The sequence below is a fragment of the Paenarthrobacter ureafaciens genome (genome assembly GCF_004028095.1).
GTDB classification, from domain to species: domain Bacteria; phylum Actinomycetota; class Actinomycetes; order Actinomycetales; family Micrococcaceae; genus Arthrobacter; species Arthrobacter ureafaciens.
Map to the genome: position 1 here is coordinate 3,038,308 of NZ_SBHM01000007.1, position 20,129 is coordinate 3,058,436.

Here is a 20,129-nt window from a genome sequence, read left to right on the forward strand (position 1 = left end):
GCATGCTGGAAACGCCGCTGAACAGCGGCGACGGTGTTTCACCTTCTGACTATGATCGAACAATGACCTCTTCCAGTTACCTCCGCTTTCCGCATGTGCACGGCGACCTTGTCACGTTCGTGGCCGAAGACGACATCTGGATTGCTCCCGTCACGGGCGGCCGCGCCTGGCGGGTCTCCTCCCAGCAGTTGCCGGCACGGAATCCCAGGTTCACCCCGGACGGCAAGCGACTCGTGTGGACAACGGTGGTGGGAACGGCGCCGGAAGTGGTGACTGCCGATATCAACGGTGCCGGTTACAAACAGTTGAGCTACTTCGGGCACAGCACTACCAAAGTCAAGGGGTTCAACCCATCGGGCCACATCGTGGTGACCAGCGCCTTCCAGAAGGCCGAAAGCCGGCACACCCACGCCTATAGCCTGCCGCTGGAAGGCGGCGCCGCCGTCGAACTTCCTTTCGGACCTGTAGAGGGTGTCGCATTCGGCCCGGAGGTTGGGGATGAGCGGCCGGTTGTCCTGGCGAGCGTCCTGTCCCGGGAACCTGCGTGGTGGAAGCGGTACCGGGGTGGTACGGCAGGGAAGTTGTGGATCGATGCTGACGGCAACGGTGAGTACGAGCGGTTGGTCCCGGAGCTCGACGGCAACCTTACCGACCCCCTGTGGATCAAGGACCGCATTGCCTTCCTCTCCGACCATGAGGGATACGGCAACCTGTATTCGGTCCGCCCGGACGGTTCCGATCTGCGCCGGCATACCGACCACGAGGACTTCTACGTCCGGCACGCAAGCACGGACGGTACAAGGGTGGTGTTTGAATCCGCGGGGGAGCTGTGGATCCTTCCGTCACTGGATTCCGAGGCTGTAGCCACCAAACTGGAGATCACGCTCGGGTCCGCTTCACCGGCTCGTCGCCCGGCCCCCTTGAAGGTGTCGGGCCACCTCGGTGACGTGGTTCCCAACATCAACGGAACCGCCAGCGCCGTTGAAACCCACGGCACGGTCCATTGGTTGCGCCATAAGGACGGCCCGTCGCGCGTGGTTGAAGCGACGCCCGGCGTGCGTGCGCGCCTCCCGCGTCCCCTGACGGACGGCAGGATTGCCTACGTAGCCGATCACGACGGCGTCGAAGCCCTCTACATCAAACGTATTGCCGCGCGCTTGGCCCCTCCCGCAAAGCCTGCGACGGCACAGGCCGTGACGGGCCAGTCCGCCGCGGAGCCGTCGCCGGAAGAAGCCAGCGAAGCGCCGGACGGAGTCCTCCCGAAGCCGGTGGCCGTATCCCGCGTTGTGGGTCGACCCGAATCAGCGGCGGGAGCCCCGCAGGAACCCAAGGCCGGAGACCCCGCGTCGGCAAGCGCGGGAACAGCGCAAGCGGACACCGGAGCTCCGTCACCGGACACGGCGGCTGCGGCGGCGGAGCCCACTGCTGCCCCCGAAGCGAAGCACCACGGCGAAGTCAGGGTGGAACTTCCGGCGCCTGCCAGGGTCAGCGCGCTGGAAGCAAGCCCCGATGGCCGCTGGTTGGCGATCGGAACTGCGTTCGGTGACGTGTTTGTGGCGGACGCGGCGTCCGGAGCCTTGTCCCGGCTGGTCAGCATCGGTGAAGGCAGCGTCGAACAGCTGGCCTGGTCGGCGGATTCGCAGTGGCTCGCCTGGTCCGAGCCGGTGACGTCGTTCGGGACGCGCAGCAAGCTGAGGATCGCCAAGCCCAACGGGGATGCAACCGACATCATTGACATCACTGACGGACGGTTCTGCGACGAATCGCCGCACTTCACTCCGGACGGCAAATTCCTTGCGTTCCTTTCCAACCGGAGCTTCGACCCCGTTTATGACGGACACTCCTTTGACCTGTCCTTCCCAAGCCCCATCAAGCCGTACCTCGTAGCGTTGGCTGCGGATACGCCGTCGCCGTTCGGGCCCTCCATCGACACCCTTGAAGACGATCCCGCCGACGCCGGGAAGAACGACGACGGCGACGCTCCCGTCGTGCGGGTGGATGCGGAGGGACTCGCCCACCGCGTCATTGCCGTGCCTGTGCCGCAAGGGAATTACTCCGCGTTGACGGCGGGCGAGGGATCCCTCCTCTGGCTGGACACGGAGTTGTCCGGCGTCACGGGAGAGGGCAAAGGAACGCTGCAGGACAAGAAGCCCGCTCCGGCACTGATCCGCTACGACCTTGCAAAGCGCCAGGAGACCACCTTGGTCAAGGCCGCCGACCGTTACCGGCTCAGCGGCGACAGGCAACGGATCGTCTACGTGCTGGACCAGCAGGTGACGTCAGTTCCGGCTGATAAGAAAGTCGACGAAGAGTCCGGCGACCTGGTGAAGGTTGAACTCAACAGGATCCGCGTCATCCTGGACCCCGTCGCGGCGTGGGGCCAGGCCTTCGACGAGGCCTGGCGCCTCCAGCGGGACTTCTTCTGGGCACCGGACATGGCAGGCCAGGATTGGGAGTCCGTGCATCGGCGCTATCGCCCGATCGTGGAGCGGCTCGGTTCGCATGATGACCTGGTGGATCTTCTCTGGGAGATCCACGGGGAGTTGGGGACCTCGCACGCTTACGTCAAGCCGGCTGCTGTCAGTGAGCCGGGCCGGAACGGCCAGGGCCGGCTGGGAGCCGAGTTCCAGCTGGGAGAACACGGTTGGGAGATCACCGCCATCCTGGCCGGCGAATCCTCCGATCCCCTCGCCACCTCACCCCTGACACGTCCGGGAGCGGACGCGAAGGTGGGCGACGTGCTTCTGGCGATTGACGGCGTCGGGCTTTCTGCCGCCGTGACCCCGGCGATGCAGTTGGTCGGTGCGGCAGGCCGCACGGTGGAGCTGACCCTGGTGAATGGCCCGGGCCATGGCATCGCAGCAGGGGTCCAGCGGCGGGTTGCCGTGGTGCCCGTACGGGACGAGGAACAGCTGCGGTACCAGGACTGGGTGCGCGGCAACCGCCGCACTGTCCGCGAGGCGTCCGGAGGTAAGTTCGGCTATCTGCACGTTCCGGACATGATGGCCAACGGATGGGCGCAGCTGCACCGTGACTTGGATACCGAAACCGCCCTGGACGGGTTGATTGTTGACGTTCGGCGGAACCGTGGCGGCCATACCTCGCAGTTGGTGGCCGAGCTGATCGGCCGGAAAGTCACAGGCTGGAGCATGCCCCGGGGCGAAAAACCGCGGACCTATCCGCATCATGCACCCCGGGGGCCGGTGGTCATCCTGGCCGATGAGTTTGCCGGTTCCGACGGCGACATCATCACCCAGGTTTCGAAGCTGCGTGGCATCGGTCCCGTGATCGGCACCAGGACCTGGGGAGGGGTGGTCGGCATTGACAACCGCTTTGCCTTGGCTGACGGGACGGGCGTTACGCAGCCCCGGTACGCCACATGGTTCGGCGGAGGCATCGGCTGGGACGTGGAAAACCGCGGCGTGGAACCGGACATCGAGGTACTGTTCCCTCCGCACGCGTACGCAGCGGGCATTGATCCGCAGCTGGAGTACGGCATCGGCGCGCTCAAGGAAATGATCCAGGAGTTGCCTACGGACCGGCCTCCGCTCCGGGAGGGCTACAGGAGCGTCCGGCCAGGCGCGTTGCCGGCCCGCCCCCAGGCCCGCTAGGAATACGGGAAAGGCCCTGCACTTCTTCAAGTGCAGGGCCTTTCCCGTATTACCGGATGGTTTGTTCCGGAAAGGATGTCCTCAAGCGGACAGTCCGTGGGGGAAACTTGCCGGCTTAGGCGGTGAGGGTGGCATCCAGGGTGATGTCGATGCTCGAGAGCGCGCCGGACACGGGGCAGCCGGTCTTGGCTTCCTCCGAGATACGGCGGAACTCTTCTTCGGAGATGCCGGGGATACGGGCGCTCATGGTCAGGTGGCTGCCCGTGATGCCGGTACCCGGAACGAAGGTCACGTCCGCTTTGGTCTGGACTTCTTCCGGAGTGTAACCGGCTCCGGCCAAGGCGTGGCTGAATGCCATGGAGAAGCACGCAGAGTGGGCCGCTGCAATAAGTTCTTCGGGGCTGGTCTTGCCGCCGGCCTGTTCGGTGCGGGCCTTCCAGGTGACGTCGAACGTGCCGAGTCCCGAGCTGTCCAGCGTGGTGTTGCCGGAGCCCTCCATCAGGTTGCCGTTCCAGACGGTGTGTGCGGTGCGTACTGCTGCCATATCCACTCCTTGGGTAGTTGTGAGCCGGCACCCGCCTTCGCGGGTTGCCACCGTGTCCAATCCTATGGATTCGGGGGAGGACGTGCACGGACATTCCGCTGTCAGTGGATTGTGACCCCCGGCCAGCAGGCCGCCGGACAAAATACAGCCGCCCTGCCATGGGCAGGACGGCTGTTGACCGGTGTCGGTGCTTGGCGCGACTGGGACGTGCAGTAGATGGTTCCGCAGTAGGTGGTTCCGGAACCCTTAGTTCCAGAGGGTGGCTAGAGCGATGTTGACCAGCGCCAGCCCGCCGACTCCGTGAGCCAGGCCGGTGGAGACAGGCTCGCCCTTCTTGACCTTGCGGGAGCCGATGACTGCCAGGACTGCCACCACAATCGCTATGGCGAACTTGATACCGAGCTTGACGTAGTTCGGGTCCTTGTCATCCATGAAAGGAATAAGGCCCATCATGGCGATGCCGGTGAGGAGCTGAAGGAACGCACCGTCCCGCTGGCGGGGATGCACAGTGGGCGTCTTCATGGTGGCGATCCAGTAGCCCACGATCATGGCGGCGCCGACGATGTGCAGGAACACCAGAATGCTGTACAGGATACTCATGAGCCAAGCTTAGCCAGTTTCTTCTACATCACGTAGCAGAAACGTGCTTGTCCAGGGGGCGTGGCGACCGGAACACGGAAGAGGGGCAGGTTTTCCGGGCCTACCCGGAGAACCTGCCCCTCTTCTTATCTATGGTGTGCTGTGACCGGGCTTAGAGGCCCAGGTCCGCTTCGAACGCACCTTCCTCAAGGCGGGCCTTGAGGGTCTGGAGGAAGCGGCCGGCGTCGGCGCCGTCCACCAGGCGGTGATCGTAGGTCAGCGACAGGTACATCATGGAGCGGATGGCGATCGAATCGTCGCCGTTCTCGTCAGCTACCACTACAGCGCGCTTGACGATCGCACCCGTTCCCAGGATGCCGACCTGCGGCTGGTTGATGATCGGAGTGTCGAACAGCGCGCCGACGGAACCGATGTTGGTGATGCTGAACGTGCCGCCTGACAGTTCATCCGGACCGATCTTGCCATCACGGGTGCGGCCTGCGACGTCGGCGATCTTGCTGGCAAGACCGGCGAGGTTCAGGTTGCCCGCGTCTGCGATGACAGGAACAAGGAGGCCCTTGTCGGTGTCCACGGCAATCGCGAGGTGCTCGGCGTTGTGGTAGGTGATTTCCTGCTTGGACTCGTCGTAGGCAGCGTTGAGCTTGGGGTGCTGCTTCAGGGCTTCGGCAACAGCCTTGGCGATGAACGGCAGGAACGTGAGCTTGACGCCGTTCTGGGCCTGGAAGTTGTTCTTGGCCTTGAGGCGAAGCTTGGCGATCTTGGTCATGTCCACTTCGTGCACCTGCGTCAGCTGCGTGGAGACCTCAAGCGACTCGCGCATGCGGCGGGCGATGACCTGACGGATGCGGGGTGCCTTCTCGGTGGTACCGCGCAGGGACGAAGCAACAACCGGAGCAGCAGCCTTGGGGGCGGCAGCAGGAGCAGCGGCCGGTGCCGGTGCTGCAGCAGCCTGCTTTGCTTCGGCAGCTGCGAGCACATCCTGCTTGCGGATGCGGCCGCCGACGCCGGTGCCGGAGACGGAGGCGATGTCTACGCCGTGCTGGTTTGCGAGCTTGCGCACCAACGGGGTGACGTAGCCGGACTCGGAGGAGCTGCCGGACTCGGACTGGGCTGCTGCAGGGGCAGAAGCAGCGGGTGCAGCTTCCTGGGCCGGGGCAGCCGGGGCAGCCGGTGCCTCCGGGGCCGGGGACGCTGCGGGAGCCGGAGCTTCCTCGGCAGCAGGAGCGGCGGGAGCCTCGGTTGCGGCAGGCGTTTCCGCAGCGGGTGCCGGAGCCGCAGCAGGTGCGGCTGCGCCGGAACCGATGACGGCCAGGACCGATCCGACCTCAGCTGTTTCGTCCTCGCTGACGCGGATTTCCTGCAAAGTTCCAGCTACGGGGGAAGGAATCTCGGTATCGACCTTGTCGGTGGAGACCTCCAGCAGGGGCTCATCAACTTCAACGGTGTCGCCAATGGCCTTCAGCCAGCGGGTAACGGTGCCTTCAGTGACGCTCTCGCCGAGGGCCGGGAGGGTGACCTCGTGGCCTTCGCCGCCGGCAGCGGGAGCTTCCTGGGCCGGCTGCTCAGCCGGTGCTTCAGCGGCGGGAGCTTCCTGGGCCGGCTGCTCAGCCGGTGCTTCAGCAGCGGGAGCTTCCTGGGCAGGTGCCTCCCCGGTCGAGCCCGAACCGGAGCCATCGCCGATGCGGACCAAGGGGGCGCCGACTTCCGCGGTCTCGTCTTCAGCGACGAGGATTTCTTCGATAACGCCAGCGACCGGAGAAGGGATTTCGGTGTCTACTTTGTCGGTGGAAACCTCGAGCAACGGCTCGTCGATCTCTACCCGGTCACCAACCTGCTTGAGCCAGCGGGTGACGGTTCCTTCGGTGACACTCTCACCGAGGGCGGGCAAGTTAACGGATTCAGACATGTCGTCCCCGTTCTCCTTATTGATCTTTTGTGCGGATGAGTTCTGCTGGTCCGGAACGGGCGTGAGCGGCCAATGATGCCGCAGACGCCCGTTCCGTTTGTCTTGGTGGGGACTTAGCCGTGGAGCGGCTTGCCCGCGAGGGCAAGGTGGGCTTCGCCCAGGGCTTCGTTCTGCGTGGGGTGGGCGTGGACCAGCTGGGCCACGTCTTCCGGGTAGGCTTCCCAGTTCACAATGAGCTGGGCCTCTCCGATTTGTTCACCCATACGGGAACCGATCATGTGGACGCCCACAACGGGGCCGTCCTTCTGGCGGACGAGCTTGACGATGCCGCCGGTGCCCAGGATGGAGCTCTTGCCGTTACCGGCAAGGTTGTATTCCTGGGTCTGGACCTGGTCTTCGCCGAACTTTTCCTTGGCTGCCTTCTCCGTGTAACCAACGGTGGCAATCTCGGGCTCGCAGTAGGTGACCTTGGGGATGTTGATGTCTTCGACGATTGCGGGGTTCAAACCGGCGATCTCTTCGGCGACGAAGATGCCCTGCTGGTAGCCGCGGTGGGCGAGCTGCACGCCCGGGACGATGTCACCGACGGCGTAGATGTTGCCCACGCCGGTGTGGAGGCGCTCGTTGGTGATGACGAACCCACGGTCGATGGTGAGGCCGGCTTCCTCGTAGCCGAGGTTTGCTGTGACAGGGCCACGGCCGACGGCTACCAGGAGGAGGTCGGCTTCGAAGGTCTTGCCGTCAACCAAGGTGACCTTGACGCCGTTTTCGTCCTGCTCGACGCCCTGGAAGAAGATGCCGGTGCTGAACTTGATGCCGCGCTTCTTGAAAGCGCGCTCGAGGTTCTTCACGATCGTGGCGTCCTCGTTCGGCACGAGGGAGGGGAGGCCTTCGACGATGGTGACGTCCACGCCGAACGACTTCCAGACGGATGCGAACTCGACACCGATAACGCCGCCGCCGAGCACGATGGCGCTCTTGGGGATGTAGTCCATGGTGAGGGCCTGGTCCGAGGTGATGACCTTGCCGCCGATTTCCAGGCCGGGCAGTGAACGCGAGTAGGAGCCGGTGGCCAGCACGATGTTCTTGCCCTTGTAGGCGGTACCGTTCACCACGACGGTGTCGGTGCCCTGGAGCTTGCCTTCGCCTTCGATGACCGTGATGCCCTTGGACTTGATGAGTCCCTGGAGGCCCTTGAACTTACCGGCGATGATGCCGTCCTTGTAGGCGTTGACGGCCGGCATGTCGATGCCGTCAAGCGTCACGTTCACGCCGTACTTGGCGGAATCACGTGCATGGTCTGCCAGTTCGGCAGAGTGCAGGAGGGCCTTGGTGGGGATACAACCGTTGTGCAGGCAGGTTCCGCCGAGCTTTGCCTTTTCCACAAGGCCAACGGTGAACCCAAGCTGTACGGCCCGCAGGGCCGTGGCGTAGCCGCCGCTGCCGCCACCGAGTACCAGGATGTCGAATTCTTGCGCAGTTGCCTGATCGGCCACTAAAACGCTCCCTCGCGTGAATGATGACACGGGTGTGCGTGCCATCTGGTCTTTGGAACTTGTACTGCCGCGATTATGCCAGCACGTAAGTTCTCTTGCATTTGTGACTATCGAGTTCACCTTAGCGAACCACCTACCCATGCTCCACCCTCCGCGGGCGAATGTGGAGCGCTTGTGTCGAGACTCACGTTCGCGTGTGACACAGCGCTATCAGCCGCATGATTCCGGGCTTCCGCGGGCCGCCGGAGTGTTCCCGGCCGGCCCACGGAAGCTTTGGTGGAGCGGGTAGCGGATCTAGGCGGAGGCGGTCAGCAGGTCTTCCGCGTACGCCACGAGGGTCCGGACGGTGCATCCGGTTCCCTGCTTGGGGGTGTATCCGTACGGGCTGCCGTTGTTGAACGACGGCCCGGCGATGTCCACGTGGGCCCACGGGATCTGTTCACCGTTGCCGTTCTTGCCAACGAATTCGCGCAGGAAGACGGCTGCAGTCATCATGCCGCCATTGCGCTCTCCAATGTTTGCCAGGTCTGCCACCTGCGAGTCCAGGCTCGGGCGCAGTTCCTCGGGCAGCGGCATCGGCCAGACCAATTCACCGGCCCGGTCGGCTGCGGACTTCAGTGCCGAGGTGACCGAATCGGTCCCCATGACGCCGGCTGTGCGCAGGCCAAGTGCGATCAATTGCGCACCGGTCAGGGTGGCGACGTCGATGATCGCGTCGGGCTTCTCTTCGCTGGCCGCCACGATGCCGTCGGCCATGACCAGCCGGCCCTCGGCGTCGGTGTTCAGGACCTCCACGGTCTTCCCGCCGTAGACGGTCAGGACGTCCGCGGGCCGCTGCGCCGCACCGGAGGGCATGTTCTCCGCTATGCAGAGCCACGCGGTTGCCTTGATGGGCAGTCCAAGGGATGCGATGGCCAGGACGGCATTAAGTACGACGGCGGCACCGGCCATGTCGCTCTTCATGTCGCCCATGCCGAGGGCCGGCTTGATGGAGATACCGCCGGTATCGAAAGTGATGCCCTTGCCCACGAGTGCGATTTTGCGGGCAGCTTTGGCCGGGGCGTATTCAACCTTGACGAGGCGCGGCTGTCTGGTGGATCCCTTGCCAACGCCGAGGATGCCGCCGAATCCTTCCTTTTCCAGGCGCTTCTCGTCCCAGACCGTGACCTTGACGGGGAGGCCCTTGGAAAGTTCCTTCGCGGCTTCGGCGAATGATTCGGGGAAGAGGTGGCTGGGCGGCTGGTTGACCAGCGTGCGCGTGGCGTTGACGGCCCGGGCGAGGACGATCGCCCGGTCAAGGGCCGGTTGCGCTTCCTTTGCATCCACGGCTGTGAAGATCGAAACCTTGGCTACCGGCGCCTTCAAGCCGTCCTTGCTGGAGCGGTGCTCGGTGTAGGAGTAGGCACCCAAGGCTGCGCCTTCGGCCACGGCAGCGACGTCGGCGAGGGCCGTCGTCGGGAACGCCAACGTCACCGACGCCAGGCCCGCAAGCTGGCGGACCGCGGAGCCGGCTGCACGACGCAGTGCTTCGCCGGTGAAGCTGCCGTCTGCCTGCGGCTTGCCGAGCCCGGCGAGCACGAGGAGTTCCGAGCCCGTCTCCGGCAGGCCCGGAAGGCGGTGAACCTGGTCCGCTGCTCCCGTAATGCCCAGGACCTTCAAGGAACCCGCGATGGACTCGGCAGCCTTCGCGCTCAAGGGATTGGAGAGCAGCACGGGACCGTCTGCACCTTGCGCTACGCCTACCACGAGGGCGTCGCTGGGGGACTTCTTGAGGTCCTTGGCAATCACGCCGAGGATGATGTCAGTAGTCTTGACCACGAGGATGTTTCCTCACTTCTCTCTGCATTGCATGGCGGGACCGCATGTTTGGCGCCCTGCCCCGGTACGCGCCCGACGTCCTCTTGCGACGGCGGCCTTGGTCTAGGGCCAGCTTAACGAAAAGGATGCCGGCCCGTTTCGATCGTAGTCTCTTGCGGGCTGCGGACGGCAATTAAATGAGAGCTGCGGCACACGGGCAGGCAGGAATGCCAGCCCGACGTGCGGCGTTGTATGAATACGGACCATGGGGAATGGTCTTCGGCCGCCTTGGGGTCTCCCCTCACGGCCGACCCCGTGAAACTTTGCCACAGCGAAAGGAACATGCCGTGTTTGAACGGATATCCGGCTCCCTCCTGGACCCCGAGGCGCTCTATGCCAGCAACATCGAGATCTTCCACAGCCCCGAACTGCGGGGCTTGAACCTGGTGATGGGATTCACCGGTTTCGCCGACGCCGGACAAGTAGTGCGGCAGATCAACGCGGAGTTGCTGGACCAGCTCGACGCCGAGGTGGTGGCAATGTTCGACGCCGACCAGCTCATCGACTACCGTTCGCGCCGCCCGCACATCAGCTTCGTTGAGGACCACCTGCAGGACTACCAGCCCCCGCAGCTTGGGCTGTACAAGCTCAAGGACGGGCTTGGCCAGCCTTTCCTCCTGCTCGCCGGTTTTGAGCCGGACCTGCAGTGGGAACGTTTCTCGCGGGCCGTCGTCGGAATCGTCGAGAAACTGGACGTCAACCTGGTCACATGGATCCATTCCATTCCCATGCCGGTACCGCACACGCGGCCGGTGGGAGTTACCGTCCACGGAAACAGGCCCGAACTGATCGACGGCATCTCGAGCTGGAAACCTACCGTGGAAGTGCCTGCCGCGATCGGGCACATCCTGGAGCTCCGGCTCATAGAGGCCGGACGCAATGTTGCCGGCTACGTTATTCACGTTCCGCATTACCTTTCCGAGGCCGAGTATCCGCAGGCCGCGGTGGCAGGGCTCGAATATCTCGGGGCTGCTACCTCGCTCATGCTCCCGACCGACCGGCTGCGCGAGTCCGGGCGGGAAGTGGTCCGTCAGATCGCCGAACAAATAGAAGCTTCCCAGGAAGTGCAGGCGGTAGTTTCCAACCTCGAAGCCCGCTACGACGAAAAGTCCGAAGGCATGGTCCGCCGCTCGCTGCTGGCCGACGAGAATGACGAGCTGCCCAATGCAGAGGACCTCGGTGCCGCCGTGGAGGCCTACCTCGCACGCAAGGATGCGCCTCAATAAATCTGCTTTGATGCCTGTGGCGGGCATACTTAAAGGGTGAACTCTCCACGCGCCTGGCTCATTTGGACGATCGGCGTGTTCGCCTACCTGGTGGCCGTGGCGCAGCGGACATCATTCGGGGTCGCGGGCCTTGAAGCCACTGAGCGGTTCCACGCCAGTGCCGCAGCTGTTTCCTTCTTCACGGTCCTCCAGTTGCTGGTCTACGCAGGACTGCAGATACCCGTTGGTGTGCTGGTGGACCGTTTCGGCTCACGCGTCATGGTGGCAGGCGGGGCCGTGTTGATGGGGGTGGGCCAGTTACAGCTGGCTTTCGCGGACAGTGTCCCCGGGGGAGTGCTGGGCAGGGTGCTGGTTGGCGCCGGTGACGCCATGACCTTCATCTCCGTCATCCGGCTTGTACCGCTGTGGTTCGCTCCCGCCCGGGTGCCCCTCGTGACCCAACTGACGGGGATGTGCGGCCAGTTGGGCCAACTCTTCAGCGTCGTCCCGTTCGCGTTGTTGCTGCAATCCGCGGGATGGACCCCGGCGTTCCTGTCCCTGGCAGGCCTGTCCGTCCTCGCCGTCGTCCTGGTCCTTGCCCTCCTGCGTGATGCCCCACCGGGACATTCCCCGCAAAACGCGGCGCAGGGGCTTAAAGCGACCGGCATCTCCCTGTCGCGTGCCTGGAAGCAGCCGGGGACCCGGCTTGGTCTCTGGAGCCACTTCACCGTCCAATTCAGCGGCAACCTCTTTGCCATGACGTGGGGCTATCCGTTCCTGCTCTCTGCCCAAGGCCTTGACGGGGCAACAGTATCCGGGCTCATGGCGCTGTTTGTTGCCACTGCGATCGTGTCCGGTCCCGGCGTGGGACGCTTTGTCTCCAGGCACCCGATGCGGCGTTCGGCAATGGTGCTGCTGATCGTCCTTGCCACCGCAATCGTGTGGGTCGCCGTATTGTCGCTGCCGGACCGGGCGCCGCTGTGGTTGCTGGTGGTGCTTGTCGTGGTGCTGGCGGTCGGCGGTCCGGGTTCCATGATCGGTTTTGATTTCGCCCGGACGTTCAACCCTTCGCACCGGATCGGGACGGCAACCGGCATCGTCAACGTTGGGGGTTTCATTGCGGCACTCGTAGCCATCTATCTGATCGGCCTGGTGCTGGACCTCTTGAATGGCTCTGGATTCTCCGGAGGCAACCTGTATGGTTTGGCACCGTTCCGGATAGCCCTCAGTGTGCAGTTCGTGCTGCTCGGATTTGGCACGCTGATGATCCTCACCACGCGGCGCAAGGTGCGGGCGCAAATGGCGGCCCAGGGAGTGCATGTGCCACCGCTGGTGGTCACCCTGGCCAAGCAACGCCGTGAACGCATGGAGCGCAGGCGCGCTACACGCCAGGAGCGCACCTAGCGCGCACGCACCTGGCAGTCCGGGGTTTTTCCACATAGCCACAACAGCCACTGTCCGGCGTTCCAGGTCAACAGCAAGCTTGAGTCATGACCATCAAGCAAACACTCAGCATCCATCAACCCGAAGACGTCCTGGGCTATATCCCGCACTTGCTGGGCTATTGGCCCCGGGAGAGCCTGGTGGCAATCACGTTGCAGGGAAAGGCCCTGGGGGCAACGCTGCGGGTTGATTTGCCGCCGGCGGACAACCCCCACGCCCAGGCCGATTTTGCCGCGTACGTGCGGAACCAGCTGCTGGCGGACGAACGCGCCGACGGCGTCCTGCTGGTGCTGTATTCGGCAGCAGGTTGGGATGACGGTTCAGTCCTGGACTGGACCATGCCCTTGCTGGGGATCCTGCAAGAGGCCCTGGCCCCGGTGGACTTGACCGTCCGTGACGCCTGGCTGATCGGTGACGACTATTGGCGCAGTGCATTCTGCACCGATCTCTCTTGCTGCCCGGTTCCCGGTCTCCCTTTGGAGCGCATCCACAACAGCAGGATCAGCGCTGAGATGGTGTACCGGGGAAGCACAGTGGGCGCCGCCCCGGACAGCACCGTGGATCCGCCCAAACTAGCCCTCCCCGGCAGGCCCGCCGTTGATGTCCTTGAAGCTGAGCAACGATTCGAGGACCAGCTGTTGGAGTCAGGGCGCAGTGAGTGCTGTTTTGATGCCGTACTCGATGCTTGGGCCCAGGTCCTTGAAAGATGTCCCCGGGCTGATGGGCTGGGTCCATCGGACATTGCCGGGGCCGTTTTCGGGGGACCGGCCGGATCTGAACTGATGGGGTTCCTCCGGGCGACACTCGCCGTTCCTGCCTGGCGGGACGCCGTTATTGTCATGGCAGCCGCGGACGTGGCCTCCGCGAAGGCCGGTGGACGTGCCTTCGATCTCTTCTCCGGTGATAACTCCAGCTCGCTTCCTTTCGACCCCCTGGCCCTGGGGCTTGCCATGCCACCGGCGGCCGCTGCGGGCGCCGCTTCAAACGGCCGCAGTCCCGAGGAGACCGGAGATACCTTGTTGGACGGGATGCCCGGGGTGCCTTCTTACGGCGGAGTCCTGCTCGGCGAGGAACCTGAAATACCCGACTGGCGCCTGCTGGACTCCTTGGGAAGGATCCTGTCCGCCCTTTCTTACGACGATGAGGAGGGTGGCCTCGCCGCGGCGGCACTCACGCTCCAGGGATGGGTCGCGTGGGCCAAAGGAAACGGGTCGTTGGCCCATGCCAGCCTGCTCCGTGCCGCTGCGGCGCATCCGGGCTATCGATTGGCTGACTTGCTGGACGATGTATTGGGGCAAGGCACCATCTGCGGCTGGGCGCGGCGGCCTGAGTCGGCATGGGGCACCTACAAAGCCTCGCGCAACTAGTCGCTCCGTACGGTGGCTGACGCTTTCGCTCTCCACAAAGGCGTACGATTCGCAAATCCGTGAGACAATGGATGCCGAGACCCGGTTGGGTCCGCGTTTGAATGCCCGTATTGCCCCCTTAATCAGGGAACAATACGGCGGCGCCGGCAGTTGTACCTAGAGACTCTGCAGGCGGCGATTGCGTTTGAAATTAATCGCGGACTTGACAGGGTCATAGTGGTGTTGCCCACATGGTGATTCCACAGACCGCCGCTAGAAAGGTTTTCTGTGACCCCGTCTTCCGTCGAGAAGGAACCCGCCGCCCAGGCCGAACTGTCCGCTGAGGAAAAGAAGGCGGCACCGGCCAAGCGTGCGGCGACACGCGCTGCCAGCAAAGCTTCAGAGGGTGACTCCGGCAAGCCGGCCCCCAAGAAGCGCGGGCCCAAGCCCGGTGGCAAGGCCGCGGCCGAGGCTGCCGGCAAGTCCCCGGATACCGAAGAGGACGCCGAAGAGTCGGTTGAGGACGAGGAATTCGACCCCTCGGCTGCTGAAGAAGTGGAAGTCGGCGACGACGACGTGGAAGAGGTCGCCTCTTCCAAGGACAAGCCTGCGCCCTCAGGCTCCGGATTTGTCTACTCCGACGCCGATGATGACGACGCCCCCGTCCAGCAGGTCATGTCAGCCGGTGCCACTGCGGACCCCGTCAAGGACTACCTCAAGCAGATCGGCAAGGTAGCGCTCCTCAACGCCGAGCAGGAAGTCGATCTCGCCCTGCGGATCGAAGCCGGCTTGTTTGCCGAAGAAAAGATCGCTGCCGACGACGGTTCCATGGACCCCAAGCTCAAGCGCGAACTTGAGTTCATCATCCACGATGGCAAGAGGGCCAAGAACCACCTGCTGGAGGCAAACCTCCGCCTTGTGGTCTCCTTGGCCAAGCGCTACACGGGCCGTGGCATGCTGTTCCTGGACCTCATCCAGGAAGGCAACCTTGGCCTCATCCGTGCAGTCGAGAAGTTCGACTACACCAAGGGCTTCAAGTTCTCCACGTACGCCACGTGGTGGATCCGCCAGGCCATTACCCGTGCCATGGCCGACCAAGCCCGTACCATCCGTATTCCGGTGCACATGGTCGAAGTCATCAACAAGCTCGCACGTGTCCAGCGTCAGATGTTGCAGGACCTCGGCCGCGAACCCACGCCGGAAGAGCTCGCCCTCGAACTGGACATGACTCCCGAGAAGGTTGTGGAAGTCCAGAAGTACGGTCGCGAGCCAATCTCCCTCCACACCCCGTTGGGCGAGGATGGAGACTCCGAGTTCGGTGACCTCATTGAGGACTCCGAAGCCGTGGTACCCGCGGATGCCGTGAGCTTCACCCTCTTGCAGGAACAGCTCCACTCCGTCCTTGACACGCTCTCCGAGCGTGAAGCAGGCGTGGTCGCCATGCGATTCGGGCTCACTGATGGCCAGCCGAAGACTTTAGACGAAATCGGCAAGGTCTACGGAGTGACGCGCGAACGCATCCGCCAGATCGAATCCAAGACGATGTCCAAGCTGCGGCACCCCTCCCGCTCGCAGGTCCTCAGGGACTACCTGGACTAAGTCCGTATGCACGGTGATCAGCCCGGCAGGAATTTCCTGCCGGGCTGATGTCGTTCCAGGCACTGCCTCATCGCATCGCTACCCGCCCCAGGCGCCCCGGCTACGGGTGCGGTCGGCGCGTAGGGGTGCGGTGTCGACGTGGAGTGGGTGCGGTTGGCGGGTAGGGGTGCGGTGTCGACGTGGAGTGGGTGCGGTTGGCGGGTAGGGGTGCGGTGCCGGCCCCGAGCCCAAGAACCGGGGAGTGCTTAACGAAGCAAGGCCCCTCCCGCCGGGAGGGGCCTTGCTCTTTCATCTGCTCAACTCATCTGCGCAACCAAGGCGTGGTGCCCTCAGTCGACCGGAACAGGTGCCTTCTCGTTGAGGCGCTCGGTCTCGTCATGCCAGTCGGAGGTCAGGGGCCGGAGCGTGGCCTCGACTGCGCGGGCGTGGTGGCCGCAGAAAAGCAGCTCACCGCCGGAGGACTCGAGTACAACGCGGACATATGCTTGAGCCCCGCAACGATCGCATCGGTCAGCTGCGTTTAGCGTGCGGTCTGCAACTGCTGTTGTCATGTCGGCCTCCTTAGTAGTTCTGTACATCCATATAACCAGCATTCGAGGCAGAACCATGGCAAGGATGGGTCACTTTCGCTGTCCGCGTATCACATGTGCGTAACGTAACTTTGCCCTCGACGCCCGTTCGGGTGTGGCGGGCGGGTCCGGCAGCCGCGCGCGACTAACCTAGTATGGGCAGTGTTTGCCTTGACCACATTGGCTTACAGCTGCTGGAAACACCCTGAGCTATACCCCGAAGGAGCACACCGCGAGTGGCACCGAGTTCTGAATACAACGCCCGGCATCTTTCCGTCCTGGAAGGGCTGGAAGCGGTCCGCAAGCGTCCGGGTATGTACATCGGTTCCACTGACTCCCGGGGACTCATGCACTGCCTCTGGGAAATCATCGACAACGCGGTGGATGAGGCACTGGCCGGGTTTGGCCACGACATCAAGGTGATCCTGCACGCGGACAACTCCGTGGAGATCCACGACGACGGCCGCGGCATTCCGGTGGACGTTGAACCGAAGACGGGCCTGACCGGCGTCGAGGTCGTGTTTACCAAACTGCACGCCGGCGGTAAGTTCGGCGGCGGTTCCTACACGGCCTCGGGCGGCCTCCATGGCGTAGGCGCTTCCGTTGTCAACGCACTCTCGAGCCGCCTCGACGTGCAAGTGGACCGCGGCAGCAAGACGTACCAGATGTCCTTCAGGCGCGGTGAGCCGGGACGCTTCCAGGACTCCGGCAGCAAGGCCGGTCCCGACTCGCCGTTCGAACCGTTTGTCGAAGGATCCGTCCTTGATGTCGTCGGCAAGGCCAAACGAGGGGTGACCGGAACCCGCGTGCGTTATTGGGCGGACCGCCAGATCTTCACTCCGGACGCGAAGTTCTCCTACGACGACCTCGTGGCGCGGGCGCGGCAGACCTCCTTCCTGGTGCCGGGCCTGCGGATTACCGTCCGGGATGAACGCAAGCTGGCAGGAACACCCGGTGAGAACGGCGTGCACGAGGAGGTCTTCCACCACGACGGCGGTATCTCCGAGTTCGTTGAATTCCTCGCCTCGGACTCCGGGGTAACGGACGTCTGGCGTTTGCACGGATCCGGCAAGTTCAAGGAAACCGTTCCGGTCCTGGACGAGAACGGCCACAGCAAGATCGCCGAAGTCGAGCGCGATTGCGAGGTGGACATCGCCCTGCGCTGGGGGATCGGCTACGAGACCACTGTCCGCAGCTTCGTCAACATCATCGCAACGCCCAAGGGCGGGACGCACCAGGCCGGATTCGAGGCTGCCCTGCTGAAAACCTTCCGCAAGACCGTGGAAGCGAACGCAAGGAAGCTCAAGGCAGGCAATGACAAGATCGAAAAGGACGATGTCCTTGCCGGACTGACTGCCGTGCTGACGGTGAGGTTGGCCGAGCCCCAATTCGAGGGCCAGACCAAGGAAATCCTGGGCACCTCGGCAGTCCGCGCGATCGTCGCCAAGGTGGTCGAGAAGGAAATCTCCGCGAAGCTCGGCTCGGCCAACCGCAATGACAAGGCGCAGTCTGCTTTGCTGCTGGAAAAGATCGTCAGCGAGATGAAGTCGCGCATTTCGGCCCGCGTCCACAAGGAGACGCAGCGGCGAAAGAATGCGCTGGAGACGTCGTCGATGCCCACCAAGCTCGCCGATTGCAGGACCGACGATGTTGCCCGTTCCGAACTCTTCATCGTGGAAGGCGACTCCGCGCTGGGCACCGCGAAGCTGGCACGCTCCTCCGATTTCCAGGCCCTGTTGCCGATCCGCGGAAAGATCCTGAACGTCCAGAAAGCCTCCGTGGGAGACATGCTGTCCAACGCCGAGTGTGCTGCCTTGATCCAGGTGGTGGGCGCGGGCTCGGGGCGCAGCTTCGACCTGGACGCTGCCCGCTACGGCAAGGTGATCCTCATGACCGACGCTGACGTCGACGGCGCCCACATCCGTACCCTGCTGCTGACGCTCTTCTTCCGCTACATGAGGCCGATGGTTGAAGCCGGCAGGGTCTTCGCCGCGGTTCCGCCGCTTCACCGCGTGGAGGTCATCAACCCCGGCCAGAAGGCCAACGAGATGATCTATACCTACTCCGAGGCGGAGCTCCATGTGCTGTTGTCCAAGCTCGCCAAGGAAGGGAAACGCTACAAAGAGCCCATCCAGCGTTACAAGGGCCTCGGTGAGATGGATGCCCAGCAGTTGGCTGAGACCACCATGGATCCGAGGCACCGTACCCTCCGCAAAGTGGGGATCGAAAGCGCCCAGCGGGCCGAGGAAGTGTTCGACCTCCTGATGGGATCGGACGTGGCGCCGCGCAAGGAGTTCATCATCGCCGGTGCTGCCACGCTGGACCGCGAGCGGATCGACGCGTAGGGAGCCGGGTCGGCGGAGCTAGCCGAGTAGTCCGGGGACGATCAGCAGGGCTGTCGGGACGGCCAGGAGAAGCGCGGACGCCACCAGGACGAGGCTTCGCAGTGCTTTGCTGAGGGGAGGCTCCGGTGAGAGGAGGCGGCTGACGCGTGACGCCGTCGTGCGTGGCGAGTCCGCTCCACCGGTGGCACTGACCCGGCCGCCCTCGAGGATGGCACTTCCGGTGTGGAGTGCGGAGGCATTGAGGGCGGACCCTGGAGCCGGAGCGGTTGAGCCGCTGGAGACGATGGCGATGGCCTTGATGAGGGTGCTTTTGCTTTCGGTCCTCAGGGCGACGTCGTCGGCGAGCATCTCGATCAGGGAGTTCACTGCTGTTTGGGCGAGCTTGGTGGTGGGGAACCAAGGAAGCGCCTGGCGCCAGGCGGCGAACGCCCACAGCAACAGGTCATGGCGCTGGGAAAGATGGGCCTTCTCGTGAATGACCACGGCCCGGAGTTCGTCCGGTTCCAAGGCCGCCATCAGCCCGTCGGAAAGTACCGTGACCGAGCGGGCTCCGCCGGGAAGGCAGTACGCGACGGGGGAGTCGTGGTTGATGACCATGGTCGCTGACCCGTCGGACGACGGTGAGGCAAGGAGCGCCAGGAGTTCCCGGTGGCGCCGGCGCTGCCGTTCGATCTTGTAATAGGTCAGCAACAGGGTGAAGACCAAATGGGCAGTAAGCAGCGCAGCTGCGGACAAAGCGAACAGATGCCAAAATCCCAGCGCCGTGGTGGGCTCGTCGTTCAGGACCATCCCGGCAAGGCTTTTGAGCCCGGCGAGGAGGTTGTTGCCGATGGGTTCCAGGCCGTAGACCAGCATTGCGCCGATCATGGACAGGCCACCTGCCAGGGCGATGGCCTGCCACAGCACCATGGCCGTGAAAGGCGAGCGTGCCGGCCAGTGCGCCCGCGACAGCAGGACGGGCACAGGCCACGCCAGTATCAATGCCAGGACCGCCAGGAAGTATGAGGTCCAGAACATAGTGGCTAAGTTTAGCCGAGCATCTTGCGCAGGGCAGCAGCTTCGCTTTCCGAGACGGAACCGATGAAGCGGGCGAGGACGGCTTCGCGGTCCGGTGCCGAACCGAGAACCTCGTGCATCAGCTCCGCGGTGTGGTCGGCACGGCTGGACACGGCCTGGTAGCGGTGCGGGCGGGTGCCGCGTTCGCGCTCCACGAGGCCCTTCTTTTCCAGGCGGGAGAGAACGGTCAGCACGGTGGTGACCGCCAGGTCCTTGCCTTGGTGGCCTGCCGAACCGTCGCCGGCTTCGGAGTCCTTGGCAAGCAAATCACGCAGTGTGTTCGCGGTAGCCGCCTCTTGGCCCGCCCAGAGCAGGTCCATTACTGCCCGTTCCAGTTCCCCAAGACTCGCCATGTGTACGTCCCTACCTTCCGCGCCCCGCTCATCTTTCGACGGGGAGCGATGATCCAACATTCCACGATAAATTTAGCGCTTTTCAGTCTTTCATTCTACGCGAAGTAGAACTATCGGCGTTCCACCGTGCCGACCCGGCCCCTTGCGGGTGTCTAACGCCACTTGAACAATTGGACTGACGCGCCCACAGTTGTTCTAC

14 protein-coding genes are annotated in these 20,129 nt (G+C 64.0%); 6 read left to right on the forward strand and 8 right to left on the reverse strand.

Going from position 1 to position 20,129, the window contains the following annotated elements:
- Positions 1-62 precede the first annotated feature (62 nt).
- Positions 63-3,611: a S41 family peptidase gene (locus AUR_RS18220; RefSeq protein ID WP_062099124.1), complete on the forward strand. Its 3,549-nt coding sequence runs from the start codon at positions 63-65 to the stop codon at positions 3,609-3,611.
- A 115-nt stretch (positions 3,612-3,726) separates the two neighbouring features.
- On the opposite strand, the gene AUR_RS18225 is transcribed toward AUR_RS18220, so the two are convergent.
- From AUR_RS18225 to AUR_RS18245, 5 genes are all read right to left on the reverse strand, one after another.
- Complete coding sequence (locus AUR_RS18225; protein WP_021473134.1) at positions 3,727-4,155, reverse strand: OsmC family protein; 429 nt, start codon at positions 4,153-4,155, stop codon at positions 3,727-3,729.
- A 246-nt stretch (positions 4,156-4,401) separates the two neighbouring features.
- Positions 4,402-4,755: a hypothetical protein gene (locus AUR_RS18230; RefSeq protein ID WP_021473133.1), complete on the reverse strand. Its 354-nt coding sequence runs from the start codon at positions 4,753-4,755 to the stop codon at positions 4,402-4,404.
- A 151-nt stretch (positions 4,756-4,906) separates the two neighbouring features.
- Positions 4,907-6,661, reverse strand: a complete 1,755-nt coding sequence (gene sucB / locus AUR_RS18235) for a 2-oxoglutarate dehydrogenase, E2 component, dihydrolipoamide succinyltransferase (protein ID WP_062096162.1) — start codon at positions 6,659-6,661, stop codon at positions 4,907-4,909.
- A 113-nt stretch (positions 6,662-6,774) separates the two neighbouring features.
- Positions 6,775-8,157 carry a dihydrolipoyl dehydrogenase gene (gene lpdA / locus AUR_RS18240; RefSeq protein WP_021473131.1) on the reverse strand — a complete coding sequence of 461 codons (1,383 nt, stop codon included), beginning with the start codon at positions 8,155-8,157 and terminating at the stop codon, positions 6,775-6,777.
- Positions 8,158-8,451: 294 nt separating this feature from the next.
- Positions 8,452-9,975, reverse strand: a complete 1,524-nt coding sequence (locus AUR_RS18245; RefSeq protein ID WP_062096164.1) for a leucyl aminopeptidase — start codon at positions 9,973-9,975, stop codon at positions 8,452-8,454.
- 326 nt (positions 9,976-10,301) lie between these two features.
- On the opposite strand from AUR_RS18245, the gene AUR_RS18250 reads away from it, so the two are divergent.
- The 4 genes from AUR_RS18250 to AUR_RS18265 all read left to right on the forward strand — a co-directional run bounded on the left by AUR_RS18250 (position 10,302) and on the right by AUR_RS18265 (position 15,607).
- On the forward strand, positions 10,302-11,240 hold the full coding sequence (locus tag AUR_RS18250; protein WP_128397227.1) for a proteasome assembly chaperone family protein: 939 nt from the start codon (positions 10,302-10,304) through the stop codon (positions 11,238-11,240).
- 36 nt (positions 11,241-11,276) lie between these two features.
- Positions 11,277-12,623, forward strand: a complete 1,347-nt coding sequence (locus tag AUR_RS18255) for an MFS transporter (protein ID WP_062096168.1) — start codon at positions 11,277-11,279, stop codon at positions 12,621-12,623.
- Between the two features lie 86 nt (positions 12,624-12,709).
- The gene (locus AUR_RS18260; RefSeq protein ID WP_062096170.1) at positions 12,710-14,029 is read left to right on the forward strand and encodes a DUF4192 domain-containing protein; all 1,320 of its coding nucleotides are present in this window, start codon (positions 12,710-12,712) and stop codon (positions 14,027-14,029) included.
- A 267-nt stretch (positions 14,030-14,296) separates the two neighbouring features.
- Positions 14,297-15,607 carry an RNA polymerase sigma factor gene (locus AUR_RS18265; protein WP_021473126.1) on the forward strand — a complete coding sequence of 437 codons (1,311 nt, stop codon included), beginning with the start codon at positions 14,297-14,299 and terminating at the stop codon, positions 15,605-15,607.
- 329 nt (positions 15,608-15,936) lie between these two features.
- Here the strand turns inward: AUR_RS18265 and AUR_RS18270 are convergent, their stop codons facing one another.
- Positions 15,937-16,158 carry a DUF7455 domain-containing protein gene (locus AUR_RS18270; protein ID WP_021473125.1) on the reverse strand — a complete coding sequence of 74 codons (222 nt, stop codon included), beginning with the start codon at positions 16,156-16,158 and terminating at the stop codon, positions 15,937-15,939.
- A gap of 254 nt (positions 16,159-16,412) precedes the next feature.
- Between AUR_RS18270 and AUR_RS18275 the strand changes: the two genes are divergently transcribed.
- A complete protein-coding gene (locus tag AUR_RS18275) occupies positions 16,413-18,521 on the forward strand; it encodes a DNA gyrase/topoisomerase IV subunit B (protein ID WP_021473124.1) in 2,109 nt (702 codons plus the stop codon).
- 18 nt (positions 18,522-18,539) lie between these two features.
- Here the strand turns inward: AUR_RS18275 and AUR_RS18280 are convergent, their stop codons facing one another.
- Positions 18,540-19,538 carry a M56 family metallopeptidase gene (locus AUR_RS18280; protein ID WP_021473123.1) on the reverse strand — a complete coding sequence of 333 codons (999 nt, stop codon included), beginning with the start codon at positions 19,536-19,538 and terminating at the stop codon, positions 18,540-18,542.
- An 11-nt stretch (positions 19,539-19,549) separates the two neighbouring features.
- The gene (locus AUR_RS18285) at positions 19,550-19,930 is read right to left on the reverse strand and encodes a BlaI/MecI/CopY family transcriptional regulator (RefSeq protein ID WP_031216740.1); all 381 of its coding nucleotides are present in this window, start codon (positions 19,928-19,930) and stop codon (positions 19,550-19,552) included.
- Positions 19,931-20,129 lie beyond the last annotated feature (199 nt).